Origin of the sequence: Lacticaseibacillus suibinensis, from assembly GCF_003946175.1 — a bacterium.
Taxonomy (GTDB): domain Bacteria; phylum Bacillota; class Bacilli; order Lactobacillales; family Lactobacillaceae; genus Lacticaseibacillus; species Lacticaseibacillus suibinensis.
Genome location: NZ_RHOK01000002.1, coordinates 104,401 through 127,876 on the forward strand (window position 1 = coordinate 104,401; position 23,476 = coordinate 127,876).

Below are 23,476 nucleotides of genomic sequence, written 5' to 3' on the forward strand. Positions count from 1 at the left end.
CGGCGCAGTTGCTGGGCTAATTATTTCACTTATACCACTGATTCGCGGCACAATAAAGGCAGTACTAGGCGAATGGCAAAAACCCTTCGCAAATTGCTTCAGCTTACCAGTGACGCTAATCCCAATCAAAGCGAGGTGTTTTTGATGACCACGCCCTGCCTAACCCTCGGTCAAATCGTTGCCGAAGCCGTCAACGTTGGCCTTGAAGTCGAGAAAATGCGGGTAACCCCCCAAAGTCTGCTCAGCGCTGCGCCATTTCCTGATGACTTAGAGCCAGCTTTGAGCCATTTTGTCACGCGGGAATTTTTCACCGCGCAACTGGAATTCACGCTGCCTGCCACCCCCAAAGTTGCCCAAAACATCCGGCATGGCACGGCCATCATTCAGGCGGTGGCGGAGCAGCTGCCAGCCGAAGACTGCCTGTGGCCGTACAGCTGTCCGCCGCTACTGCCCCAGGTCTCGCCCGCTTTGATTTCGCCCTACCCCGAGCATTCTTACCCTTACCGCCAACAATTAAGCCGCCTTTACCCGCTGCCACGCCTGATGAACACTGGGGTGCACATCAACTTTAGCTTTCAACCCGCAGCGCTGTCCTTCATCTTAGCCGAAACTGCTTTCGTCGACGCCGACGCTCTTTATGTCCACCTCGCCCAGTATTTCATGTTGCATCACTGGGTCTTCACCTATCTGTTCGGGGCCACTCCAGCCGCACTGACGGGTTATTTTACTGAGGAAACCCCACCGTTGCCAGTCCGCAGCCTCCGCAACAGCCGCTTCGGCTTTCCCCGCAACATCGCGGGTGATTACGCCTCGGTCCCTCGCTACGTCGCGCGCATCCAAGTAGCGATTGAAGCCGGCCAGCTGATGAAGGCAGGGCAATATTACGAACCGGTCCGGCTGAAAAGCGGTGCCAATAAAAACCCTGAGCATCTGCTGGAGGCAGGCATCTCACATCTCGAGCTGCGCGGCTTTGATCTCAATCCCTTCACTCCGCTCGGCGTCACTGCCGATCAGCTGCGCTTGGTGCAAAGCCTGGCGTTGTATTTTGCCTACCAGCCGCGGCTAAACGCTGAAACGCTGGCGGCAAATTTAGCTGCGGCGCGCCAGCTCAATGACCGCGTGGCCTTAGAAGACCCGCACGCGCCTTCAGAATGTCAGAAAGCGGGGGTAGCGCTGTTAACGTCGCTGGCCGCCTTTGCCGCGCAGCACGACTTTCCGGCGGCTTATCAAAGCAGTATTCAGGCCGCCTTGAAGGCCTTTGAGGATAGTACGCAGACTTTAGCCTATCAAATTTGGCAACAAGCACCCGTCTTTGCAACACGTTAGAAATTCGCGGGCGCCAGCTTCAATCAGCCATTCCCTAGCCATCATGGGAATGGCTTTTTGCTGTCACCAGGCCGACCGCCTATGCCGCCTGGTGCCCATCCAGGTCAATCAGTCGCACCAATAGCGCCGCGGCAGCAAGGGTCGCAACCACCGTCACCACCACTGTCGCCAGTGGCTGGGCCAAAAGCAATGTCAGGCTATAAGCGACGACGAGCAAGCCGGCGATGACCGCATAGCTGGTTTGGTTGGTCTGATAGCGGGCCTGCTGGTAATGCCGCGCCAACCACAAGCCCAGATACATCAGCCCAATCCCGGCATAAAGGAAGGTAATGGCGAAAGCGCGGTTGACGGTCGGCGCGGTGATGTCGCGGAGCGCAACCGTCACCATACTGATGCCGAAAATAATGGGATAGTGCAGATAAATCAACAAGTTGCCGGTTTCGCCGGCTTTTTTTTCGTCGACCAAGTGATCAAACACGGCGATATAAGTGAAAAACAAGCTCGCCACGATCAGAAAAATCAGCACCGACACCACGGAAAAGGTCTGGCGTGTGAAATAACCGGCAATCCCGACAATGGTCTCTCCAAACAGCACAATCGACAGCTCGGTCACCCGTTCCAACAGATGCGAGAAAATAATCGGGTGCTTACTGGTCAATTTGCCCGTAAAGGCCGGGGCCACCCAACTGACGAGCACGCCGATTGCCGCCAGCCAGAGGCCCGCGCGCAGCGGCAAAAAGCCGGCCCCGAGGAGGCTCAGGGTCCGCACCCCTAGGATGCCACTGAAGGCTTGGGCAATGGCGCGATCATCACGGCTGGTGGTGCGCTGCCACACCAGTAAGTACTGCAGGCACAGCGTCAACGACAACAGCCCCGCCGCCATGAAAAACGGCCGTAAATTGGCATCAAGCGCTGACGAAAAGCTATTGGCCATGTAGAGCACGATCATCATGTCGCCGAACATAAAGCCAATATCGGTCCAAGACGATGCTCCGAAGCGATTGACGAACACCGTTTGCACCATCCAAGAATTGATAAACACAATCACCACGAAGGCAAACAGCCCTAGGGCCAGCGGCGCAATCACGCCGTGGTCGAGCTGGTGCAAGAGCCCCGTCGCTTTAGAAATCATGTAGACGAAAACCAGATCATAAAATAATTCAATCATCGAAACGGGTTTGCTCATGTGCGGCCTCCTCAGTTTTGAGCCAGCATACCACCCATATTTTAGCCCCTCACCTGACCGTTAAGGGGTTCGCCCTATACCTATCCGTTATGTGCGTATAGTCGATATAGGCATTAGACATTCTACCAACTGTTCCGTAAGCTAATGCCGAAGAGATAACGGAGGGATAGCATGAAAACCATTCAACTCAACAACGGGATTAAGATGCCCCAACTCGGCTACGGCGTATTCCAAATCGATGATCCAGCCCAGTGTGAGCAAAGCGTCCTCGATGCGCTGCAAACCGGCTATCGGCTCATCGACACCGCCGCCTGCTATGGCAACGAAGCCGCGGTTGGCAAAGCCATCGCCAAATCGGGCATTCCGCGCACCGAGATTTTTATTTCAAGCAAAGTCTGGATTCAAACCAACGGCTACGAGCAGACACTGGCGTCTTTTCAAAAGACGCTGGCAAACCTACAAACCGATTATCTCGATCTTTACCTTATTCACATGCCCTATGGGGACTACTACGGTAGCTGGCGGGCGATGCAGGAACTTTACCGCGCCGGCAAAATTCGCGCGCTTGGGGTCTGCAATTTTCTGCCTGACCGGCTAGTCGATTTGATGGCCAGTTTCGACACGGTCCCTGCCGTCAACCAAATCGAACTGCATCCCTTTTCCCAGCGGCGCGCCTTGCGCACACTCATGGCCAAATACCGCATCACGCCCATGGCCTGGGCACCGTTTGCTGAAGGTCAGCATCAACTTTTTACTGATCCAACTATGACCGCGATTGGGGCGCAGTACAGCAAAACCGCGGCCCAAGTCACGTTACGGTGGTTAGAGCAGTCCGGCGTGGTGGCGATTCCCAAATCCGTACATCTCGCCCGCATCCGGCAGAACTTCACCATCGATGATTTTGCCTTAAACGCCAGTGATATGGAAAAAATTAACCAACTCGATACTGGTCAGCCACTCATTCTGGATGTCGCCAGCTGCCGCGAAGCCTACCGCCTGCATCACATCACCTTTGTTCAGTAATCACTTGGCAAAAGCGCCCGCAACGCACCCAAAAACGCGCTGGCCGCAGGTGACTGCGGCGTGGTTTTGGGCCAAATCAAACTTGCCTTGGCTTCTAGTCGCGGCGTCAGAGGCACGAACCGCAAAGTTGAATCCGCGGTGTTGATGATGCCATCTAAACAAAGGGCAATACCGACCCCCGCCTCGACCATGATGGAGGCGTTGTAAAGCAAATTGTACGTTGCAACCACATTCAGCTGCAGCTCGCTGGTCCCCAACCAATCGGTCAGGTAGCTGATGCTGCCATGCTGCTGCGACATAATGATCCGCTGATTGGCTAACTCCGCAGCGGTAACCGCCGCTTTTTGCGCCAGCGGTGAATCTTCACGGACCAAAACGCCCCAAGCGGTCGTCCCGGGTAAATTAAGAAAGTCACTATCATCTTTGTTGGTCGGCTCCATCACCACCCCGAAGTCAAACACCCCTGCATGCAATCGTTGCTTGACCTCATTAGCATCCGTGCTGTAAATGCCGACTTGCACCTTGGGCGCGGTTTGTCCGAGTTGGCTAATCGCCTGACCAATGGTGACCATCATCGGCGCCTCAGCACTCCCAATCATAATCTCACCGGTGACTTCCTGGGTCTGGTTCACATTGGCCATGGTCTTATCTGCCAACACGACGATCTGGCGGGCCTGATTGGCAAAGTATTCTCCTGCCGCGGTCAGCTCAATGCTGCGACTGCCGCGCTCAAACAAGGTCACGCCCAGCTCATCCTCGAGGTCCTTAAGCTGGCGCGAAATCGTGGGTTGTGACACATGTAGCCGCTCCGCCGCCCGGGAAATGTTGCGCTCATTCACGACCATCAAAAAGTAACGTAAAACTCGCAGTTCCATCTGAGACCCCTCCATTCCTAATAGGCATAGTATAGCATCATTTTTAAGTATTAGACATAACGCGTGCCTGCCCTTATGCTGAACCTATCAAAGGAGGTCACACCATGAATTTTGACCATCTCATTAACGCCGGCCATGTCAGCTGGGGCGGCGCTACTGCGGCGGCAGTCCACGCCGTGGTGGCGGAAACCAGTGCCTTGCTGATTGCCCTCAACCAAGCCACCACCGATGAAGCTAGACGGCAGCAGTTAACCGCCATCTTGGGATATTCCCTGCCAACGAGTTCAGTGCTGAATCCACCGTTTCAAACCGACTTTGGCCGCCACACCACCATTGGGGCTAATGTCTTCATCAACCGTGACTGCTTCTTCGTGGATCTTGGGGGCATTATCCTCGATGACGGGGTCTTGCTCGGACCGCGGGTGACCTTAATTTCGGTCAATCATAGTGAAGACCCCACGCAGCGTCGGGATTTGGTCCTCAAAGCGGTCCACATCAAAACTGGCGCGTGGCTGGGCGCCAACGTCACCGTATTACCTGGCGTCACCATTGGCGAACATGCGATTGTCGGCGCTGGCGCCGTGGTGACCAAGGATGTCCCGGCTAACACGATTGTCGCCGGTGTGCCGGCGCAAGTCATTCGTCCAGTCAAATCAACTCACAAGGAGAACAGTCATGATTAAAGATAAAGTGGTTGTCATTACCGGCGCTTCAAGCGGGATTGGCGCCGAAACGGCCAAATTATTGGCCAGCCGCGGCGCAAAAGTCGTGCTAGGCGCACGGCGTGAAGATAAGCTCAAAACACTGGCTGACGACATTATCGCCACCGGCGGTCAAGCGGTTTACCGAGTGACCGATGTTGTGCGGCCCGCTGATAACGAAAACCTAGTGCAATTAGCCAAGGATACGTTTGGCGGCGTCGACGTGATGTTTTTGAATGCCGGCCTCATGCCGAATTCGCCGCTTTCAGCGCTGAAGGTTGACGAATGGAATCGGATGGTCGATGTGAACCTCAAAGGTGTCTTGAATGGTATCGCCGCCGCCCTGCCGATCTTCAAAGCCCAGCAGTCCGGCCACTTCATCGCAACCAGCTCAGTGGCTGGCCTCAAAGCCTATCCCGGTGGTGCAGTTTATGGCGCCACCAAATGGGCCGTGCGCGACCTGATGGAAGTGCTGCGTATGGAAGCGGCGCAAGAAGGCAGTCACATTCGTACAGCCACCATCTATCCCGCTGCCATCAAAACCGAGCTTCTAGCGACAATCACCGATCCGGGCGCCGCCGCTGGGATGCAGCAAACCTATGACACTTACGAAATTACCACGGATCGGATCGCCAAGGTCGTCGCCTTTGCGATCGACATGCCTGAAGATACCAACGTCAACGAAATCACCGTCGGCCCGACGGATCAACCATGGTAAGGAGTCCTCAAAATGGATAACTATATTTTCAAACTCAGTCCCAAGGTTTCACGCAAAACCGTGCGTTTTCACAATCGCTACGGCATCGAACTGGCAGCTGACCTCTACACGCCTAAAACCATGAAGAACGACCATAAATTTCCTGCCTTGGTGGTTGGCCCGCCATACAGCGGCGTCAAGGAACAAGGTCCTGGCATTTACGCCCAGGAAAGGGCCCAACGCGGTTATGTGACGTTAGCCTTTGACCCGTCTTTCAACGGTTTTTCTGGCGGGAACCCGCGGCACGTCTCTAGTCCCGACATTTTTGTGGAAGACTTTCACGCCAGTGTTGACTATCTGGGCACGCGGCCATTTGTTGACCGCGAGCGTATCGGCGTGATCGGCATTTGCGGCAGTGGCAGTTTTGCCTTAAGCGCTACGGCAGTTGACCCGCGGATCAAAGCCGTCGCCACCGCCAGCATGGTTGACATTGCTGCTGCGCACCAGGAAGGCACCAAAGAAGAACGCCAGGCCCACCTTGCTGCCATTGCCGAGCAACGTTACGTCGACTTTGAAAGCGACCAGCCAGCGTTAGGGGCCCGCGGCTCTGCACTAGCCGATGAAAATGATGATCCTGTGTTCCGAGAATTCGGTGACTTTTATTTCACGAGTCGCGGCTGGCACCCGAACGCCATTACCACCTTCACTGAAACCTCCAGCATGGCCTTCATGAACTTTACCCTGCTGGACAAAATCGCGGAAATCTCGCCGCGTCCGCTCATGTTGATTGCCGGGGATCAGGCCTTTTCTAAAGGTTTCTCCGAGCGTGCTTATGAAGAGGCTGCCGAGCCCAAGCAGCTGGTCATCATTCCCGGTGCCAATCACATTGACCTTTACGATGACACGACCAAGATTCCATTCGCTAAGCTGCAAGCCTTCTTTGACGAAGCCCTGTAGTCACCTGGCACATCGTGTTTACCTGCGATGTGCCTTTTTAGGAGGCCTTTATGAATCAATATAGTAATGATTATTTTGAAGGGGAACGCCCCTTGTTTGCCGAACATGATGCCTGCATCGACCGCACGGTATTTGGGCAAGGCGAATCGCCGCTGAAGGAAAGTCGCAACATTCAACTGACGAACACCATTTTCAAATGGAAATATCCGCTTTGGTACAGTCGTCATATCCAAGCCGATCATACGGCCTTTGAAACCATGGCCCGGTCTGGGATTTGGTACACCCATGACATCACCATCACCAACAGCGCTTTGCAGGCTCCCAAACTCTTTCGGCGCAGCAGTCAGATTCGACTCGCGCATGTCCAATTTGCGGCCGCTGAGGAAACGATGTGGACCTGCGATGATATCCGCCTTGAAGACGTCCAAATCAATGGTGACTATTTCGGCAAGGATAGTAGCAACATCTATCTCGACCAGGTGAAGCTGATTGGCAATTACTGTTTCGATGGCGCGAAAAACATCGAAGCGCACCATTCGACCTTCATCGCCAAGGATGCCTTCTGGAACTGCGAAAATGTGACCCTGTATGACTCAACCATCACCGGAGAATATCTGGCTTGGAATACCAAGCATCTGACCTTGATCAATTGCACCATCGAAAGTCAGCAGGGTCTCTGTTACATCGATCATTTAAGTATGAAAAATTGCCAGCTGCTACGCACAGATTTGGCCTTTGAGTACTGCAGTGATATTCATGCGGAGATTACGTCTGATATCTTAAGTGTTAAAAACCCCATCAGCGGCCGCATTCGCGCCCATGGTATCGACACTTTGATTCTTGATCGCACCAAAATCGACCCAAGCCAAACTAAAATCACCACTGCGGTACCGATTGTAGAAAGGAAGTCGGCCTAATGTACGACTTTGACCACGCGCCGGATCGGCGGGCCACCAATTCAGTTAAATGGGCCGTTCAAGCCGGTGAGCTCCCGATGTGGATTGCTGACATGGATTTCCGCACGGCTCCAGCCATTTTGACCGCGATGCAGAAAAAAATTTCACTTGGGGCTTTTGGCTACGAAGCGCCAGGATCCGACTACTTCGCCGCGGTTGCGACTTGGTACAGTGAGATGCACCACGCCAAGCCGGCGCCTGATTGGATGCTTTTTGCCACTGGAGTCATCCCCGCTTTATCCGCCATTGTGCGCCGGATGACGCAAGTTGGCGACAATGTTTTAGTGCAGGCGCCAGTCTATGATATTTTCTACCACTCCATTGAAAACAATGGGCGTCGTGTGTGCTCCAGCGATTTGCACGACCAAGACGGCCAATATCACATCGATTGGGCAGACCTAGAGGCCAAACTCGCGGCGCCGCTGACCACGATGATGATTTTATGTAACCCGCATAATCCCATTGGTAAGGTCTGGTCGCAGGCGGAGCTAGAAAAAATTGCGACACTATGCCTGCGCCATCACGTTGTTTTGGTGGCTGATGAAATTCATGGCGACCTAGTTTGGCAGGGGCCAGACTACACACCGGTGTTTTCGCTCCCGGCGCCACTGCATGACAACACCATCTCGCTGGTTTCACCAAGTAAAACCTTTAACGTTGCCGCCCTCCACGCCGCCACCGTCATTGTGCCAGATCCTGCATTACGGGCGCAGGTCAATCGCGGTTTGAATACCGATGAGGTGGCAGAGCCAAACCTGTTGGCCATTCCCGGCACGATTGCGGCTTACACGCAAGGTGCCGGTTGGTTGCGCGCCCTACGCCGGCAATTGGCGGCTAATGCCGAGCAAGCCAAGCGCTTCATCGCCGCCAACCTGCCAGAGGTCAAAGTGATTAACAGCACCGCCACCTATCTGATGTGGCTCGATGTGCAGGCCATTTCAACCAACGCCGAAAAGCTAGCTTCAGCCTTGCGCGCTTCCACCGGCCTGATTGTCTCCGCCGGCAGCGTCTACCGCGGTGATGGTGCTCATTTCCTGAGGCTTAATTTTGCCTGTCCACCTGCCATGTTGGCGGATGGCTTAAACCGATTGGCTAAAGGCATTAAGCTGTATCAGCTAGCATAAACAACGCCTCAGGCCAACAAGAAAGGACTGCTCCAATGTCAAAAATTCTCATTCTCGGCGCACACGGCGCCACCGCCCAAATCGTGATTGATCGCTTGCTGGCTGAAACCCAAGCGGATTTGGTGCTTTACTTACGCCACGCCGCCCGGCTCAACCGTTATCAAACGAACCCGCGCGTGACCTTAATTGAAGGCAACGCACAGGATGTGTCCGCCTTGACCGCAGCGATGGCTGATGTGGATGTGGTTTATTCCAACCTTGGCGGCGTCCAGCTCGCCACCTTCACCCAAGCCATCATCGCAGCGATGCGAGCCACTGGGCGCACGCGGCTGATTTTCTACTCCGCGCTCGGCGCCTTACATGAAGTGCCTGGTCAATTTGGCCAGTGGAACGAGCAAGCGATCAAAGCCTACTTGCCAGGGTTCCGGGAATCCGCCAAACTGCTCGCCGCGCAGCCTGAGATCAATGCGACCCAGCTGCGGCCGGCCTGGCTCACCGACAAAGATGAAATCGATTATGAACTCACCGGCGCCGGCGAACCGTTCAAAGGCACCGAAGTCTCGCGGCAAAGCGTCGCCGACTTCATTGTGAAACTGATCAAAAACCCGAGCCTGTACCCCCATGATAGCCTCGGCCTGAACAAACCCCACAGCGATGGCGATCAGCCCGCCTGGCTGTGAAGCTAAAAAGATGCCGCCTTCTGCGATGAAGACGGCATCTTTAATTTGGTTCACTGCGTTCTCACAGTCGCCGCTTTTTCAGCACCAGCATGGCCAAAGCTAGGCACGCCACGGCGCCAGCTAGCGTCACCGCGTAGGCCGGTGCCAGCGACCAGAAGGTTTTGGTGCCAGTCAACAGCGCCAGGTTGTCATTGGTCAGGCTCACCGGGTTGAACCGGTGCACGGCTTTGAACATGTTCAGGAGCGTCAGGCCCAAATACACCCCAGCGCCAAGCAAGAAACCGGTGAAGCCACTTTTGCTGAGGGTCGAGCCCAAGATAATGATGGCCAGCCACAACACGCCAAACCAAAGCAGCGGCCACAGCGCTAACCAGGGATGCGGACTGAGCTCGTCGGGAAAGTAGTAGGCCGTATAAGCGTAAGTGACGCCAAAGGCCAGCAGTAGCGCCACCACCCACTGCAGTAGCGCCATGGTGTACTTGGCCATGATCACGGCATTGCGGCGCAGCCCTTTGGCCACCAAAATCACCAAGGTACCTTCATTCAATTCTCGACTAACGGTTCCAGAAGCGACAATCGCCAAGACAAAAAGCCCGATTTGGGTCATGTTCTTGTAGTATTGTTGCCACGACATGACACTGGTCGGTTCAGGCAAGGTGATCGTCATCCCCTGCCCAATGGATTTCAGTAGCGCCGGCGTCAGCTTCGCCACCAGTGGGGCTTCGATGCCAAAGAGCAAGAACACCAGTGCTAGCACTACCAGACGATACCGGCGCCAAGCTAAAATCAGTTCGTTTTGCAAGATCAGCGCGTAACCCCTCATGCGATCACCTCCATGAACAACTGCTCCAGGCTGGCTTTGATTGGATTGAACGCCGTGGGCATCAGATGCTGCGCCAGCAGTTGCGTCAAGGCGGCCCTAGCATCGGCGGTCACCGTCACCTGGTCGGCCTTCGCCACCGCGCCTAACAGCGTGGCAGCCGTTTGCGCTTCGGTCTCAGTGCCAAACGTAAAGCAAGTGGCTGGCTGGGTATGCGCGGCCAACAAGGCTTGCAGGGGGCCTTGCACCTGCAGCTTACCGGCGTGCAAAATCCCCACGTAATCGCAAATCCGCTCCACATCACTGAGAATATGCGTCGACAGCAAAATCGTCGTTTCATTGTGCACACTGGCCAGCAGCGCCAAAAATTCGCGCCGGCCCGCCGGATCCAGCGCCGACGTCGGCTCATCACACAGCAACATCGCCGGACGATCCAGCAACGCGCTGGCAATCCCGAGGCGCTGTTTCATACCGCGAGAAAAGCCGTGCACCCGGCGCCGCGTGTCCGGCAAGCCGACCAAGTGCAACATTTCCCCCACCCGCTCATGCAGGTGCGGGGTGTGAGTCAGCCGCCCGCACAGCGTCAAATACTCGCGGGCGCTGAGATCGCCGTAATAAGCCGGCACATCTGGCAGATAACCGATGCCTTGAGTTTGGCCAAACCGCACCGGCTGACCAGCAAACGTAATGGTGCCCGAGTCTAGTGGCTCCAGGCCCAAAATCAGGCGCATCGTGGTGGTTTTCCCGGCGCCGTTTTCCCCGACAAAGCCGTAAATGGCGCCTTGGGGAACGGCTAAGTCGAGTCCCTTCAGCACCTGCTGGCTGCCGAATGCTTTATTGACCTTGGTTAACGTGAGTAAATCCATCATTCCACCTCGCGGCCGGCAAAGAAATACAGCAACGGTCCAAACGGTTGCACGAAAATCACCAACAGTAGCCACAGAATGCGGTTGCCGAAGCGGTAATGGGGATGGCGCAGCACACTGATCACGCCAGTAATCGCCAGTGCCAGCTCGATTAACACAGCTGGAATCAGGAACGGTAAGTATTCTTTAATGAGTTCAAAGTCAGTCATGAATAAGCTCCTTTAATTGTTCCTGCAGTGGGGCCAAGCTCGGCTGCGCTAAGATTGCTTGCAGCGCCGGATGCGTCAGCAGCAGTTGGGCCATTTCCGCTTTCACATGACCTGAGTTGCGCGGCGTCACACCGGCGGTTTCGGTGGCCGCTAGCCAGTCATCGATTTGATCAAAATAGGCATCACCATGCAAGGTCAATGGTTCCGGCAAGGTCTGCAGCACTGGCAGCAGCAAGTGCAACTGCTTGGCGACTTGGTCTGCCTGGTTGAGTGCCCCAAAGCCCACCGCAGCACTGCTCCAAAAGTTAATCGCCACGATGGGATTGAGCTCGGCCACCTTAAAGGCCTCAATCAACGCTTGGCCGCGCTGCACCGTGGCCGTGAAGCGTGCAGGCGCTGCGATAGTCAGTTGCAAGTAATTAGTTAACCCGCTCAACATTACCGCAACATTTTGATACAAACCGCTTTGAAGCGTCGCGATGGCCTGATCCATTTGTCCCAGTTGCTGATAAGCGCCAGCAATCAAGCTATCCGCCGGCATGGCTTCCGGCGCGGTGGTGCCTAATTTGGCCAAAACTGCTTGCGGCTGTTGCAACATCAAATCGCACATCGCCGCCAGCTTGGTCGCCTTATCGATCAAAGCAGGCGTCTGGGTGATAGTGGGCACATGGGCAAACAACGCCTGAGCCTCATGAATGTAAGTAAGCCGATCGCCTGGCAGCAAGTCGCTGTGGTTAAGCAAGAGCAGGCCCATGCTCAGCACCAGATTGGGGCAAGCATAGTAGCGATGAATGGTCGCCTCAATGGCCTGATACACGACTGCCGCTGGCTCCTTGAGCAGACGAGCTTGCAACTGGCGGTATAATTGCGCCACTTCCGCATCGGCTAGCTGCGCCGAGTACGCCAAAAGCTCATCCACCGTGATGTTAAAGAAACTTGCAAGCAGCGGGAGTAACGTGATGTCTGGATACGATTGTCCGGTTTCCCACTTCGAAACTGACGCCTTGGACACACCGAGAAAATCGGCGACTGCTTGCTGCGTCAGGCCAGCCGCTTTACGCTGGGCTAAAATGACGGTGCCAACATTGAGCATGGACTTCACCTCCTGCTGTCATTGTAGCGAACGAGAGGGCCAGAACCAAGCGAGCAGTTGTTAACTTGAGCGAGAATTAATCAACTAACAAGAAACTAAAATTTCATCAACTCATGCCGCTTTGAAAACCTAGCAAAAAACGAAGCTTGATTATAACTGACTAATTAGTTATTATTGATTGCACCCGCAACTCTCTGCACTTTTTAGTAACGGCCGCCAAGCAAGTGCCATTGGGTGGCTGATTGCCGCAGCGAGTTGATTGCGGCTTCTCGCTGTATTTTGAACTGGTCAAGAAGGAGTCTATCTATGTCCAAGTTAATCTTAATCACCGGTGCCACTGCCGGCATTGGCAAAGCAACGGCCCGCGCGCTCGCCGCCCAGGGCCATCACATCATTATCCACGGCAGGAATGCTCAAAAAGCGAAACAGGTTGTCGCGGAAATTCAACAAGCCACTGGTAATGCTCATGTCAGCTATTTGATTGCCGATCTCTTTTCCATGCAAGCGGTCAAAGACATGGTGACTACCTTCAATGATGAATATGATCACCTTGATGTTCTCATTAACAATGCCGGCGCCGTGCTAGATGCCAAAAGGTTTGAAACGGTCGACGGCTTCGAAGGAACGATGGCACTGAATGTGCTGGCCCCACTGCTCCTCGCGCAACTGCTTTTGCCGAAACTACAAAAGTCGGATGATGGACGCATTATCAACATGTCCTCAGGGACTCATCGCATGGCGCACCCTGATATGAACGACCTCAATCTGGAACACGTTGCCTCCGGCCAAACCCGCTATGGAATTAGCAAACTTTTTGTGATTTGGAATACCCAGCACATGGCGGCCCAACTACAGCAGGCCGGCATCACCAATGTCACGGTCAACGTTTCGCATCCCGGCATGGCAGCGACTAATTTTGGCCAAGCCAGCGACAATGGTTTTTGGAATAATCTCGTTTACAAAGTCGCCTTGGCGATTGGTAAGACCTTGCATGTCGCAACCGCAGAACAAGGCGCCGTGACCAATGTTTTCCTCGCGACCAGCGCTACCGTTAAAGGGGTCAGCGGTAAATTTTTCGACAACAAGAAACGTCAAATCGCCCCAGCCACTGGCGAGTATTCACCCGCTAAAGCGTTGGCACTTTGGAACGATTGCATGGCCAAGCTTCAGCCTTGGCTTGACGAAAACTGACTGATTAGTTAACGTGAGGCTATGAGAACAAAAGACGAAAACAAAACCAGAGCCATCAAGGCCGCTGTGATTGCCCTTGCCCAGCAAGATGGCTTCACCAATTTAACCACTGCTAAAGTTGCCAAACGTGCCGGCGTGAGTCCAGCCACCATTTATCTCAATTACAAAGATAAAACCGATATGTTGAGCCGTTTGTACGAAGAGGTCAAAGATGACCTGCATCAGGGCTTAGCTGAGGCCATCGCCGCGGCCGGAGCAGAGATCGAGGCCCAACTCCGCGCCGCGCTGCACTTTTCCATTGCGCAAACCCTGGCACATCCCCGGGAAGCACACTTTGTTTCGGCTTTATGGACCAACCAAGAGTTACTGGATGATGCAGCCCGGGCCTATGGGCAAGGCACTGCCGAGCCGCTGGTTCAATTATTTCAGCGGCTTAATGCCTCACCTGACTTTACTGATGCCCCCGCAGTGATTGTCGCCGCGGTGGTCAGCTTACCGACGATTGTGTTACAAACAGCCACTGATCCTGTTAATCAAGCAACGATTGAGCAGGCCATTGATGTCGCCGTTAAAGCTTTAAAACACTAATCCAATTTATAATCGCCGATGCAAATCAGCTCAGTACCGTTGCAATTCCTGCCACCCCCTTGTGCATGTTGAAGGCGTATAATCAGCTTAAATGTTTCTTTCGAGGTCGCCTAATGAATCCCAAAATTGCCTTACTGAAAAATCAAATTTTAAACACCGAACGCTTGGTACTCCGGCCTTTTACAGTAGCCGATGCGTCGGCACTGCTTAAAATCGCCCAAGAGCCAGAAAACACTGCCCTGAAATATAAAAGTCTCGATGACGCGCTGCTTGGCTTGGCCGATTATTGGATGGGCCAGCCCCTGGGCAAATACGCTGTGACGCTGGCAGGCCAGTTTATTGGTGCGGTTGAGTTACATTTAGATGCGGCCAATCTTAAAGCCGAAATCGGTTATGTCATTAACCAAGACTACTGGCACCACGGCTATGCCACCGAAGCGGCCCAAGCGCTGTGCGATCTATGTTTTAACCAGCTTCTTTTGCGCCGGGTGGAAGGCATGTTTGATGCCCGCAATCAGCGCTCGCAGCATGTCCTGCAGCGCCTGGGCATGGTGGAAGAGGGTCGGATTGTGAACGACTTTATTGAAGATGGCGTGTTCGTAACCACAGTAGTGATGGCGAAAACTCGATAGCAACGTGGCGGGGCCAAAGGATATTCAAGCAACGCCGCCGCAAAAACCAGCGTAGGAAAAGATGGTCAAATGACCGCTTTTCCTACGCTTTTTTCACGTGCCTCCTCACATTCGCGCATCGAACCGCCTAGAAATGGCGGCCTTCATCATTTCGTCACACCTGCATGCTAAGCTCTTCATCGTATTCAGGAGGCGAACAAATGCGGGTCATGACGTTATGGCTAGTCGGATTAGGGTTCAGCGCAGGGCTGGCAGTGCTGGCCGCCTTATTTTTGACGGTCGAAAATCAACTCACAGCAGTGCTCTGGGCCGGCAACGTCTGGTGGCGCGAGCTGTTGGTGATTGCCGTTGGGGCTGGGTTACTGTGGCTGATGCGGTGGCGCTGGCCAGCCTTACCAGCCAACGCGCAAAGCGCAATGAAGCGCCTCAAAGCGGGCCAGTTATCGACGGCGCGAGAATTAGGGGCGGAACTGGCCATCACGATGATCATCCTCGTCGCCGGGGCAGGCGTAGGGCCGGAAGCGGCGCTGACCGCCGCAATCGTTGCCGCTTCAGTCTGGGTCGCAGATAAGTTGCGGTACCTGTACTTTAACTTTACGACTTGGCGCCGAGCGCCTTGGCGTCTGCTTCATCCCACCGCCTATCTAGTGCCTTATGACCCCGAAGCCCTGCCGGAAAAGCGCACGCTTAAACATGTCATGATGGCGTCATTGATCATCAATGGCCTCGTGGTGGCCAAATATTTGCTCCAGCAGTGGCATCAGCCGCAACTGCGGACGGTACTCGGCGCTAGCGACTGGCAGTGGCAACAACTCTGGGTGCTGGCCTTAGCGTTGGGCGTGGCCTTGCTTTACCAGCGCCTGGATCGCCGCCTGCAAACTGGATTGGCAAAAATTAAGCTGCCGCTTTGGGGTCAGGTCGCCGCTGGCGCGGGGTTTATTTTTCTGGTCGCCCAAGTGGAACCAGCCTTGCTGTTCTCTGGCCAGCACAGCGTGGACTGGCTACTGGCCATGCAGCATGCAACGCCTTGGTTGCTCACGCTACTCGCGGTGTTCAAGCTAATCTTTATGCGGTTGTGCCTGAATTTCGGCTGGCGCGGTGGCGATCTCTTTCCGTTGCTGTTCGTCGGCCTGACGCAAGGTTTTGCCCTAGCCGCATGGTTGCCACAAGTCGACACCATGCTGACAGTAGCGGTAACGGCGACCGCTATGATGGTGGTGCTGGGGCACCATCCTGCCTTGGCGGCAGTGATGGTGGCGTTATTTTGCCCCTTGACGTTGCTACCAGCGATTGCCTTAGCCGCTGCCGCAGTGATGCTGGGACAAAAACTGCAGCAAGCGCGGACAACCGCCTAAACTGTCACCAGGATTAGGCCTGGACCAGCTTCAGTGCGTAGTATCTTGAATCGCGATCGGGGAAAGCATATTGGCCGCCAAGTTGCTCGCGGCTGATGCGCACAAACCCCTGGCGCTCATAAAAGTGATGGGACCGATGCTCATTTTCTGGTGTGTCGAGCACAATCCGCTTAAACCCTTGCGCCTGAGCAGCATTCAAAAAAGTAGTAAACAACGCTTGCCCTAAACGATGAGGCTGGCCGCGAAATTCGGGATAAGTGAAGAACTTTTTTAGCACGGCAGTCTCATCATTCAGCGGCAACAAGGCAATACACCCTACCAGCCGCTCGTCGGCGCTGGCGCCCCAAAATTCGCCGCCGCGCCGACGATAGTAAGCATCAATTTGAAAAATATCGTCTTGCTCAGCCATGGTGATGGCTAGCTTCGCCTCAATGTTTTGACAATAGTTAATCAGATCGACGAGCTCGGCGGTGTGGTGCGCCGTTTGGGTCAGTGGTTGAATCTTCATAACTGGACCTCCTTCTTTAAAGCAACTATGAGTATAATTGTAAAAAGCCATTCAATAAAATTGAACTTTTCAAACTCAAAATTCAAATAATTTGAACGGAGGCCGCTTTTGAATCTCAAATATCTGCTGACGGTGCAAACCGTCGCTAGGCTCGCTAGCTTTCAGCTGGCCGCCATCCAGTTGAATTATGCCCAGTCGACCATTACCTTTCAGGTCCACCAAGTTGAACGTGAGCTTGACGCCACCTTATTTGTGCGTAACGGCCGCAAGGTGCAGTTAACCGCCGCGGGCCAAGCGGCATTGCCGTTAATTGAGCGCCTCCTTCAAGATGCCGAGGCTTTAACCGCGGCGGCCCATCCAGCCGCGCTCTCTGGGCCACTGCTTGTTGGGGTCCCGGAAACACTGCTGACCTACAAGCTGCAGCCCATTTTGCGCGCCTTCAAACAACGCGCACCTCAAGTCACCCTCAGCTTGCGCGTACTCAACTGTTACGATTTGTATGCCCAAATGATGGCCGGCGCCCTCGATGTGGCCTTACATTACAACGTGCGCGACTACCCCGCCGGTTATCAGGTCACTACCCTCGCGCAATATCCTATCAGTGTCGTCGCGGCGTCTGAATTAGCCCCCACGATCGACCTCATCACGCCGCACCAAACTCAACCAATTGGCCAGATTGAAAATGACCAGCGCGCGCAGTACCAAGAGTTCTTCACCGCCTACTTAGCCGCCAGTGGCATTCACTTGCCGCCAGCGATGGAACTGTGGAGCTTGGAAACCGTCAAGCAAAGTGTCGCCAGTGGCCTTGGCCTGGCGGTGCTCCCAACCTTTTGCGTGGCGAATGAATTAGCCAGCGGGGCGCTAAGCGCAGTGCCAACCAAGATGCCGACAAAGACTCTAACCGCTGTGATGGCGGTGCGCACGCCAACGCCAGCCGCCACCCTTTTTGCCCAGCTGGTCAAACAGCACCTCCAAGCCGAGGCCTGACCCTGCGCGCAAGGTCGCCTTCCGCCCCATTAGATTTGTTATATAATCAAGGTAGCAATGCATCCTGAAAGCTGGTCAATTCATGTCGTCTATTCAAGAAACAGTTTTCGCCAATCGGCAACCCGACTGGCCGAAGTTCGCCGAGTACGGATTCAAAGGCAGCGGTACCGATTGGGCATACACCAGCCCTTTGGTCGGCGAGTTGCAACTAACGGTCACTATTCACGGTGATACCGTCACGACCACGGTCATCGACGGCGATAACGGCGCGCCTTATGTGCTCCATCTCGATCCAGCCAACTCAGGCTTATTCGTTGGTCAAGTGCGGGGCGCTTATCTCACCGTGCTAGAAGACATCGCGGCCAAATGCTTTACCTCCACGACTTTTGCCTCCGGTCAAAGCGCCGCCATCATCGCCGAACTCACCACCAAGTACAACGAAACGCCTGAGTTTCTTTGGCAAAAGTTCCCCAACAACGCCATCATTCGCCGCGCCGACAACCGCAAATGGTACGCCTTGTTAGTGAAGGTCGCCGCGGACAAAGTAGGATTGGCTGGCAGCGAGTTGGTGGATTTACTCATTGTCCGCGCGGAACCGGCAACCATCACCGCCAAGCTTCAAGCTGGGACGGCGCTGCCGGCTTATCACATGAACAAGCAACACTGGCTCTCTTACCAACTCAACCAACAGACGCCGCTGGCTGATCTCATGGCCGCCATCGAGGCCAGTCGCAAGCTGGCGTGAGCCAAATCCTGTATAAGTAAAACTGGAGGTTCTCATGACCATTCTCTTTCTCATCTTAATTGGCTTGCTCGGGGTGCTTCACCTCGGCATCATGGGCCTAGAGCTTTGGGCCTCACCGCAGACGCAGGCCCAAGCCTTTGCGATGCCATTGAGCTTTGTTAGTCAGGCTCCGGCGCGCACTTCGCTCATCAACCAGGGCATTTACAACGGTGCGCTCGGCGCCCTGTTCTTGTTCACCTTTTTGTTGGCGGATAATCCCACGACTTGGTTGGTGCGGATGGCACTGGCTGGGTTTGTCTTGATCGTCGGCCTCGTTGGCGGCTTCACGGCGACCAAGAAAATCTTCTTCATTCAATGTTTACCAGCTGCCATCACGCTGCTCATTGGACTGCTAGCAAGGTAACAGGCACTAGCGGCAAACACACATCAGGTCAAAAGGGGCACCCCGCAACACCGGGGTGCCCCTTTGTGCGCCTCGCTGGCGGATGCCAGCATGTTATATAATGGTCATGGCGCAAGGCACGACCACTTTGAAATGGGTTGGAAATGAGGGCTAACAATGAACAAGCTGACATGGCGAAACTTTAAAGGCTTTTTGAGTCTACTGCTATTATCGATGATCATCCTGCTAACTGGCTGCGGCGCCAGGCAAGCCAGCGGACCAGAAGATGACCCGACTAAAACCGTGAAAGTTGATGGCACCAGTATTTCCCCAATCACGGCGACGCAAAAGACTTTTAATCAGCAGTTGCTCAAGCTGTACCCTAATCTCAAACCGGCGATGAGCAAAGATCCACGGCCGCGCTTGTACGTCATCCCTGGGCTGAAGACGACCAAAACGCTCAAGATGAATGCTAAATCCACCGTGGGCATCAGCAAAAAAATGGATCCACAGGGGTTAGCCATCACGCCCAAATACGTCATTATTTCGGCCTATAGCCGCGACAAGCAATACCACTCGGTGCTTTTCCTGCTGAGTAAGAAAACCGGCCGGTACCTCAAAACCATCGTCCTACCGCGTAATTCCCACGTTGGCGGCCTCGCCTATGACACGAAGTATCACCGGTTGTGGGTGACCACCGAAACGACCACGCAACAGGCCTCGTTATCCGCCTATAATTTGGTCACCCTGAAAAAGGCCAACTTTGCGCGCCACCACCGCGCCACGAAGTTCGACCAAATTGTAACCTTACCGCAACTCAAGCGCGCTTCCTACGCCACCTATTACGGCGGCAAAATTCTGGTGGGCTACTTTGATCAAGGCGGTCAAGGTAGTCTGATGGCTTATCCCGTCAACCAGCACGGTCTGCCCGACACCACTCAAGCCGCTACCACCCAGCTGCGCGGGGCGCATAACTACACTACGTTCACCCGCCTGCAAGGCGTCAGCGTCACCGCCAATCGGCTCCTGTTTTCCCAATCATTTGGGCAACAATCTTCGAAGTTGATCAGCTTCGACAATGACGGTAGCAAAACCTGGATTGATTTTGACGCTGATGACGTGGTGAAATCCGCCACCTTACCGCCTTACATGGAGCAAACCGCAGTGGACGGTGACGATATTTATATTTTGTTCGAATCGGCGGCTGAAAAGTACCGGCATGTCGACCTCGATTTTCACGCCGACCGGGTGGTGAAGCTGGATCTTAAGCCTCTGTTTAAATGAGTAGGTTACGCCTGACTCATTTAAATGAGTGGCCAGAGCAAAACAGATGGCAGCAATCCCAAGCGGGATTGCTGCCATTTCTGGTTCAATATAAAGCCTAAAAACAAAGCAGTGGTCTGAAACAGCATAGCCAACAATGTAGCCTCTGATTGAGGTTTTCAAACTTTCTGCTGCTGACTGATAGCTTGCAAAAAACGGGCCACGAGTGAATCGAGCTGATCTTGCCACCAATATGGAATCTCCAGCATTGGCACCTGATGATTCTGGCACCATCGACGTTTAACCTCCATGTTAGCAGCATAATTTTGAAAATGTGGTCTGTCCCTGAGATAGTGATGCATCCCGTTGTACTCGATGAAGGCCCATTGCCCTGCCACTTTGAAACATAAATCAACAGGCAAAGGGGTACCATTTTGATTTTTCAGTCCCCTAAACACCCGCTCCTGATAAACTTGGTAGCCGCGCTCCTTTAAAAACTCCCGAATATGTTGCACTTGCCAACCGTTCACGCCCCTGATAGCAGGAAAGCTTTGATACGTCGCTTCAGCCTCAAGCTCAAAATGCAGTGCCAGAATTTGGACGTTACGTCTAAATCCCGGCAGATGAAGCCGCACCACCTGACCAACGCGAGTATACGGTTGCCGATATGAGGGCAAATACCACGAGTAAACCTTACCCTGCGCCATCCCATGATGAAAAAACTGGGCATCAACGACATTTAACCGATCCCTGACAAAAACGATTTCGTTCATTGCATCACCCCACTGCAGGAGATTACCAGCATTGTTTCTGGTAGTTTACGATGCTTTCGTGTGTCATGCAATCTCAGCGCTTCGCCTTTTGAGCGGCGTGCCAAAGCAGCCTTAACTCCATCGCCGCTTTCAGCTTCTTTGATTGTATGGTCATCCCAGGATGCTACAGCAATCGCCTTGGTCAGACTTATCCTAAGCTCCCCTATCACTCGGAAAATTATCATCAGGGTGTCTAATGGCATGGCCTAACGCAACGCCGCTGACCGCTAGTGCTGCGCCACCTGCAGCATAAAATTCGAGGCTCAAACCAAAGGCCAAATACAATAGGACGAGAAAGGCGATGACGCCTAGAAACAAGATGGCAAACCGCGTATAGATAGGTAACAGTTTAGGCTGCCTTAGATACCAATACCGCTGTCGGATAAACTGCAACGCTGCGAGACTGCAACTCAGCACCATCACAAGCATGGCTTGAACCAGTGGCGGCGTCTGCAACCACGGCCAATCAAACAGAGCACCTAAAACCAGTACCATCAAAATCGCAACTGCGACCAGCAGGACCCAATAAGCCCGCCGCGCTTTCGTCGCCGCTTGTGCTTTCGCTCGCATATCGCCAACCAGCTTATGATCACCCCGAATGAAATCATCCAGTGACAAGCCAAATAAATCGCTCAGCGCAATCAAAGCATCAATATCTGGATAAGTACGTCCATTCTCCCACCCTGAAATCGTTTGGCGACTGACATGAAGCTGGTCTGCCAGTTGTTGCTGCGTCAGATTCTGTTTTTGTCTTGATTGTTTCAGGCGAGTGCCGAACGTCATCGCTATCGCATCCCTTCGGCCCAATTATGCCACGAGCCTCATTAATCGGATAGTGAAGGCGCGTCAATACGATGACGAGATTTGTTGCATGCCACGCGGAGGCCGCTACTCGACGCGCCTGAGCGCCATCACTTATGATGCGAAAGAGCGGTCCTGTTTGCTGCCGCGATTTTAGCTGCGCTTGGTCACTCGCCAAAGCAGCCCCAGTTCGATGGCAGTCAACACCGTCAACACCGCGAAACTATTCACGCTGCCGGTGAGCGTCCCGGCGACTCGCGAAGTGGCCTGCGCCTGGCCGGCCGCAACGATGGCCGCCGCCAAGTCGACCCCCAGCGCGGCCCCGAATTGCTGAACCGTATTGAAAATTGCATTGCCATCGGGATACGTGGCTTCCGGCAATTGATTCAAGCCAAACGTCATGATATTGCCATAACCCAAGCCGCGCCCCAGCATGAACAACAGATACAATACCAAGATTGCCACGTCATCCAAGTGATTGCCCCAAACCCACAGTCCCAAGGTACCCATGAGGGCAATGATGGCACTGCTGCGTAACGGCGCCTTGGCGCCACGTTGATCATACCAGCGTCCGCTCAACGGTCCGGCAACCGCGCCAATGGCTGCGCCCGGCAGCACCACCAGGCCGGCGACCAGCGCCGAACTGTGATTGACCAACTGAATGTAGTTGGGCAACAGAAAGCTCATCCCCAGCGCGCCGATTTGCACGCACAAAAACGCCAGCAGGCTCTCGACGAACGTCTGATTGCTCAACAGACGTAGGTTGATGATCGGCGTCTGGAGGCGCAACGACCGCTGCACAAAGCCCAGCAGCGCGAAGCAGCCGAGCACCAACGCGCCAGCCACTGACCAGCTGAATAGCGGCTGGGAGCCCCAGTTAGAAATGCCGTAGATCAAGCCACCAAACGTGAGGATGATCAGAATCACGCTAAGCGGATCGGTTTTGGCGGCGACCAGCCGGGAATGTTGTTCAATGCACACCAACCCCAAGATCAACGCGATCAGCAACACTGGCAACAAAAAGACGAAAATGTAGCGCCATGACAACGCGGACACCACCAGCCCGCCAAAAGTTGGCCCGAGTGCCGGCGCCACGCCAGTAATCATCGTGCCGACCCCCATCATCATGCCGGTTTGACTCGGCGGCACTTGCTCCAGAATGATGTTAAACATCAAGGGCAGTGCGATGCCAGTCCCCAGACCTTGCACCCCGCGCCCCAACAAGAGCACCCAAAACGCCGGGGCCGCACCATCAAGAACTACACCGACGATGAACAGGCTAATCGCCACCAAGAATAAACTGCGCGTCTTAAACCGCCGCTTCAACGTCGCCGAGAGCGGCACCATCGCCGCCACCACTAACAGATACAGTGTTGTCATCCACTGTACCGTGTTGGTGGCAATCTTGAACTCGTGCATTAGAGTGGGAAACGTGATATTCATCGCGGTTTCGACCATCACCCCGCAAAACGACATCAACCCTGTGGCTACAATTGCGCCAACGACTTTTGGCGTGATTTTCTTTTCGTACACCGTTGCCTCCTGAAATTTGATAGCTTGCTAACAAATTCCAACCTAGCACAATATTTTGCTTCGCGTAAGCACAACCTGTTGCCAGACCACGGCATGCAAAAAACCGACTATCCGTTGTCTGATAGTCGGTTCACCAGCGAGGATTGAAGCTGTTAAAGCCGCCCGA

The 23,476-nt window shown here is 54.1% G+C and carries 26 protein-coding genes; 16 read left to right on the forward strand and 10 right to left on the reverse strand.

All coding sequences use genetic code 11. The features are described 5' to 3' along the window. Positions 1 to 72 precede the first annotated feature (72 nt). On the forward strand, positions 73 to 1,326 hold the full coding sequence (locus tag EKM90_RS01535) for a hypothetical protein (RefSeq protein WP_125579294.1): 1,254 nt from the start codon (positions 73 to 75) through the stop codon (positions 1,324 to 1,326). 79 nt (positions 1,327 to 1,405) lie between these two features. Here EKM90_RS01535 and EKM90_RS01540 read toward each other — a convergent pair whose 3' ends face one another. Then, entirely contained in the window at positions 1,406 to 2,512 is a 1,107-nt protein-coding gene (locus tag EKM90_RS01540) for a low temperature requirement protein A (RefSeq protein WP_125579295.1), read from the reverse strand. A 171-nt stretch (positions 2,513 to 2,683) separates the two neighbouring features. On the opposite strand from EKM90_RS01540, the gene EKM90_RS01545 reads away from it, so the two are divergent. Next, positions 2,684 to 3,535, forward strand: coding sequence for an aldo/keto reductase (locus EKM90_RS01545; protein ID WP_125579296.1), 852 nt, complete (start codon positions 2,684 to 2,686; stop codon positions 3,533 to 3,535). Here EKM90_RS01545 and EKM90_RS01550 read toward each other — a convergent pair. Further along, on the reverse strand, positions 3,529 to 4,410 hold the full coding sequence (locus EKM90_RS01550; protein WP_125579297.1) for a LysR family transcriptional regulator: 882 nt from the start codon (positions 4,408 to 4,410) through the stop codon (positions 3,529 to 3,531). The two genes, EKM90_RS01545 and EKM90_RS01550, sit on opposite strands and share 7 nt — an antisense overlap. Before the next feature lie 104 nt (positions 4,411 to 4,514). On the opposite strand from EKM90_RS01550, the gene EKM90_RS01555 reads away from it, so the two are divergent. From EKM90_RS01555 to EKM90_RS01580, 6 genes are read left to right on the forward strand one after another with little or no spacing between them, the layout of a single operon-like run. After that, a complete protein-coding gene (locus EKM90_RS01555; protein ID WP_125579298.1) occupies positions 4,515 to 5,093 on the forward strand; it encodes a DapH/DapD/GlmU-related protein in 579 nt (192 codons plus the stop codon). Continuing rightward, on the forward strand, positions 5,086 to 5,829 hold the full coding sequence (locus EKM90_RS01560) for an SDR family oxidoreductase (protein WP_125579299.1): 744 nt from the start codon (positions 5,086 to 5,088) through the stop codon (positions 5,827 to 5,829). The genes EKM90_RS01555 and EKM90_RS01560 overlap by 8 nt, the downstream gene beginning before the upstream one ends. A gap of 12 nt (positions 5,830 to 5,841) precedes the next feature. Then, a complete protein-coding gene (locus EKM90_RS01565) occupies positions 5,842 to 6,765 on the forward strand; it encodes an alpha/beta hydrolase (RefSeq protein WP_125579300.1) in 924 nt (307 codons plus the stop codon). 50 nt (positions 6,766 to 6,815) lie between these two features. Continuing rightward, positions 6,816 to 7,682, forward strand: coding sequence for a DUF3737 family protein (locus EKM90_RS01570; RefSeq protein WP_125579301.1), 867 nt, complete (start codon positions 6,816 to 6,818; stop codon positions 7,680 to 7,682). After that, the gene (locus tag EKM90_RS01575; RefSeq protein WP_125579302.1) at positions 7,682 to 8,845 is read left to right on the forward strand and encodes a MalY/PatB family protein; all 1,164 of its coding nucleotides are present in this window, start codon (positions 7,682 to 7,684) and stop codon (positions 8,843 to 8,845) included. The genes EKM90_RS01570 and EKM90_RS01575 overlap by 1 nt, the downstream gene beginning before the upstream one ends. A 35-nt stretch (positions 8,846 to 8,880) precedes the next feature. Next, the gene (locus EKM90_RS01580; RefSeq protein WP_125579303.1) at positions 8,881 to 9,525 is read left to right on the forward strand and encodes an NAD(P)H-binding protein; all 645 of its coding nucleotides are present in this window, start codon (positions 8,881 to 8,883) and stop codon (positions 9,523 to 9,525) included. A gap of 61 nt (positions 9,526 to 9,586) precedes the next feature. Here the strand turns inward: EKM90_RS01580 and EKM90_RS01585 are convergent, their stop codons facing one another. Genes EKM90_RS01585 through EKM90_RS01600 form a run of 4 tightly spaced genes read right to left on the reverse strand, consistent with a single transcriptional unit; the run spans position 9,587 to position 12,513 of the window. Further along, the gene (locus tag EKM90_RS01585; RefSeq protein ID WP_125579304.1) at positions 9,587 to 10,348 is read right to left on the reverse strand and encodes an ABC transporter permease; all 762 of its coding nucleotides are present in this window, start codon (positions 10,346 to 10,348) and stop codon (positions 9,587 to 9,589) included. Beyond that, a complete protein-coding gene (locus EKM90_RS01590; RefSeq protein ID WP_125579305.1) occupies positions 10,345 to 11,211 on the reverse strand; it encodes an ABC transporter ATP-binding protein in 867 nt (288 codons plus the stop codon). The genes EKM90_RS01585 and EKM90_RS01590 overlap by 4 nt, the downstream gene beginning before the upstream one ends. Further along, on the reverse strand, positions 11,211 to 11,420 hold the full coding sequence (locus EKM90_RS01595; protein WP_125579306.1) for a PLD nuclease N-terminal domain-containing protein: 210 nt from the start codon (positions 11,418 to 11,420) through the stop codon (positions 11,211 to 11,213). Before EKM90_RS01595 ends, EKM90_RS01590 begins: the two co-directional genes overlap by 1 nt. After that, positions 11,413 to 12,513, reverse strand: coding sequence for a helix-turn-helix domain-containing protein (locus EKM90_RS01600; RefSeq protein ID WP_125579307.1), 1,101 nt, complete (start codon positions 12,511 to 12,513; stop codon positions 11,413 to 11,415). Before EKM90_RS01600 ends, EKM90_RS01595 begins: the two co-directional genes overlap by 8 nt. Positions 12,514 to 12,819: 306 nt before the next feature. Between EKM90_RS01600 and EKM90_RS01605 the strand changes: the two genes are divergently transcribed. The 4 genes from EKM90_RS01605 (at position 12,820) to EKM90_RS01620 (ending at position 16,279) form a co-directional block, all read left to right on the forward strand. Further along, positions 12,820 to 13,704: an SDR family NAD(P)-dependent oxidoreductase gene (locus EKM90_RS01605; RefSeq protein WP_125579308.1), complete on the forward strand. Its 885-nt coding sequence runs from the start codon at positions 12,820 to 12,822 to the stop codon at positions 13,702 to 13,704. A gap of 21 nt (positions 13,705 to 13,725) precedes the next feature. Further along, positions 13,726 to 14,292, forward strand: coding sequence for a TetR/AcrR family transcriptional regulator (locus tag EKM90_RS01610; protein WP_125579309.1), 567 nt, complete (start codon positions 13,726 to 13,728; stop codon positions 14,290 to 14,292). 113 nt (positions 14,293 to 14,405) lie between these two features. Further along, positions 14,406 to 14,924, forward strand: coding sequence for a GNAT family N-acetyltransferase (locus EKM90_RS01615; RefSeq protein ID WP_164507806.1), 519 nt, complete (start codon positions 14,406 to 14,408; stop codon positions 14,922 to 14,924). Positions 14,925 to 15,124: 200 nt separating this feature from the next. After that, entirely contained in the window at positions 15,125 to 16,279 is a 1,155-nt protein-coding gene (locus EKM90_RS01620) for a chloride channel protein (RefSeq protein ID WP_164507807.1), read from the forward strand. 13 nt (positions 16,280 to 16,292) lie between these two features. On the opposite strand, the gene EKM90_RS01625 is transcribed toward EKM90_RS01620, so the two are convergent. Continuing rightward, positions 16,293 to 16,787, reverse strand: a complete 495-nt coding sequence (locus EKM90_RS01625) for a GNAT family N-acetyltransferase (RefSeq protein ID WP_125579312.1) — start codon at positions 16,785 to 16,787, stop codon at positions 16,293 to 16,295. A 108-nt stretch (positions 16,788 to 16,895) separates the two neighbouring features. On the opposite strand from EKM90_RS01625, the gene EKM90_RS01630 reads away from it, so the two are divergent. The 4 genes from EKM90_RS01630 to EKM90_RS01645 all read left to right on the forward strand — a co-directional run bounded on the left by EKM90_RS01630 (position 16,896) and on the right by EKM90_RS01645 (position 20,185). Beyond that, a complete protein-coding gene (locus EKM90_RS01630) occupies positions 16,896 to 17,774 on the forward strand; it encodes a LysR family transcriptional regulator (protein WP_125579313.1) in 879 nt (292 codons plus the stop codon). A gap of 82 nt (positions 17,775 to 17,856) precedes the next feature. Beyond that, on the forward strand, positions 17,857 to 18,519 hold the full coding sequence (locus tag EKM90_RS01635; RefSeq protein ID WP_125579314.1) for an MmcQ/YjbR family DNA-binding protein: 663 nt from the start codon (positions 17,857 to 17,859) through the stop codon (positions 18,517 to 18,519). 34 nt (positions 18,520 to 18,553) lie between these two features. Next, positions 18,554 to 18,922, forward strand: a complete 369-nt coding sequence (locus EKM90_RS01640; protein WP_125579315.1) for a DUF1304 domain-containing protein — start codon at positions 18,554 to 18,556, stop codon at positions 18,920 to 18,922. Positions 18,923 to 19,078: 156 nt separating this feature from the next. Continuing rightward, the gene (locus EKM90_RS01645) at positions 19,079 to 20,185 is read left to right on the forward strand and encodes a hypothetical protein (RefSeq protein WP_125579316.1); all 1,107 of its coding nucleotides are present in this window, start codon (positions 19,079 to 19,081) and stop codon (positions 20,183 to 20,185) included. Between the two features lie 158 nt (positions 20,186 to 20,343). Here the strand turns inward: EKM90_RS01645 and EKM90_RS01650 are convergent, their stop codons facing one another. The 3 genes from EKM90_RS01650 to EKM90_RS01660 form a co-directional block, all read right to left on the reverse strand. Then, entirely contained in the window at positions 20,344 to 20,937 is a 594-nt protein-coding gene (locus EKM90_RS01650; protein ID WP_125579317.1) for a hypothetical protein, read from the reverse strand. 192 nt (positions 20,938 to 21,129) lie between these two features. Beyond that, the gene (locus EKM90_RS01655; protein ID WP_125579318.1) at positions 21,130 to 21,759 is read right to left on the reverse strand and encodes a helix-turn-helix domain-containing protein; all 630 of its coding nucleotides are present in this window, start codon (positions 21,757 to 21,759) and stop codon (positions 21,130 to 21,132) included. Positions 21,760 to 21,930: 171 nt separating this feature from the next. Then, positions 21,931 to 23,310, reverse strand: a complete 1,380-nt coding sequence (locus tag EKM90_RS01660) for an MFS transporter (protein WP_191987458.1) — start codon at positions 23,308 to 23,310, stop codon at positions 21,931 to 21,933. Positions 23,311 to 23,476 lie beyond the last annotated feature (166 nt).

Bases quoted from the DNA above. Each gene is read 5' to 3' on its own strand.
- EKM90_RS01535 (WP_125579294.1), top strand. From the start codon at position 73: ATGGCAAAAACCCTTCGCAAATTGCTTCAGCTTACCAGTGACGCTAAT.
- EKM90_RS01540 (WP_125579295.1), bottom strand. From the start codon at position 2,512: ATGAGCAAACCCGTTTCGATGATTGAATTATTTTATGATCTGGTTTTC.
- EKM90_RS01545 (WP_125579296.1), top strand. From the start codon at position 2,684: ATGAAAACCATTCAACTCAACAACGGGATTAAGATGCCCCAACTCGGC.
- EKM90_RS01550 (WP_125579297.1), bottom strand. From the start codon at position 4,410: ATGGAACTGCGAGTTTTACGTTACTTTTTGATGGTCGTGAATGAGCGC.
- EKM90_RS01555 (WP_125579298.1), top strand. From the start codon at position 4,515: ATGAATTTTGACCATCTCATTAACGCCGGCCATGTCAGCTGGGGCGGC.
- EKM90_RS01560 (WP_125579299.1), top strand. From the start codon at position 5,086: ATGATTAAAGATAAAGTGGTTGTCATTACCGGCGCTTCAAGCGGGATT.
- EKM90_RS01565 (WP_125579300.1), top strand. From the start codon at position 5,842: ATGGATAACTATATTTTCAAACTCAGTCCCAAGGTTTCACGCAAAACC.
- EKM90_RS01570 (WP_125579301.1), top strand. From the start codon at position 6,816: ATGAATCAATATAGTAATGATTATTTTGAAGGGGAACGCCCCTTGTTT.
- EKM90_RS01575 (WP_125579302.1), top strand. From the start codon at position 7,682: ATGTACGACTTTGACCACGCGCCGGATCGGCGGGCCACCAATTCAGTT.
- EKM90_RS01580 (WP_125579303.1), top strand. From the start codon at position 8,881: ATGTCAAAAATTCTCATTCTCGGCGCACACGGCGCCACCGCCCAAATC.
- EKM90_RS01585 (WP_125579304.1), bottom strand. From the start codon at position 10,348: ATGAGGGGTTACGCGCTGATCTTGCAAAACGAACTGATTTTAGCTTGG.
- EKM90_RS01590 (WP_125579305.1), bottom strand. From the start codon at position 11,211: ATGGATTTACTCACGTTAACCAAGGTCAATAAAGCATTCGGCAGCCAG.
- EKM90_RS01595 (WP_125579306.1), bottom strand. From the start codon at position 11,420: ATGACTGACTTTGAACTCATTAAAGAATACTTACCGTTCCTGATTCCA.
- EKM90_RS01600 (WP_125579307.1), bottom strand. From the start codon at position 12,513: ATGCTCAATGTTGGCACCGTCATTTTAGCCCAGCGTAAAGCGGCTGGC.
- EKM90_RS01605 (WP_125579308.1), top strand. From the start codon at position 12,820: ATGTCCAAGTTAATCTTAATCACCGGTGCCACTGCCGGCATTGGCAAA.
- EKM90_RS01610 (WP_125579309.1), top strand. From the start codon at position 13,726: ATGAGAACAAAAGACGAAAACAAAACCAGAGCCATCAAGGCCGCTGTG.
- EKM90_RS01615 (WP_164507806.1), top strand. From the start codon at position 14,406: ATGAATCCCAAAATTGCCTTACTGAAAAATCAAATTTTAAACACCGAA.
- EKM90_RS01620 (WP_164507807.1), top strand. From the start codon at position 15,125: ATGCGGGTCATGACGTTATGGCTAGTCGGATTAGGGTTCAGCGCAGGG.
- EKM90_RS01625 (WP_125579312.1), bottom strand. From the start codon at position 16,787: ATGAAGATTCAACCACTGACCCAAACGGCGCACCACACCGCCGAGCTC.
- EKM90_RS01635 (WP_125579314.1), top strand. From the start codon at position 17,857: ATGTCGTCTATTCAAGAAACAGTTTTCGCCAATCGGCAACCCGACTGG.
- EKM90_RS01640 (WP_125579315.1), top strand. From the start codon at position 18,554: ATGACCATTCTCTTTCTCATCTTAATTGGCTTGCTCGGGGTGCTTCAC.
- EKM90_RS01645 (WP_125579316.1), top strand. From the start codon at position 19,079: ATGAACAAGCTGACATGGCGAAACTTTAAAGGCTTTTTGAGTCTACTG.
- EKM90_RS01650 (WP_125579317.1), bottom strand. From the start codon at position 20,937: ATGAACGAAATCGTTTTTGTCAGGGATCGGTTAAATGTCGTTGATGCC.
- EKM90_RS01655 (WP_125579318.1), bottom strand. From the start codon at position 21,759: ATGACGTTCGGCACTCGCCTGAAACAATCAAGACAAAAACAGAATCTG.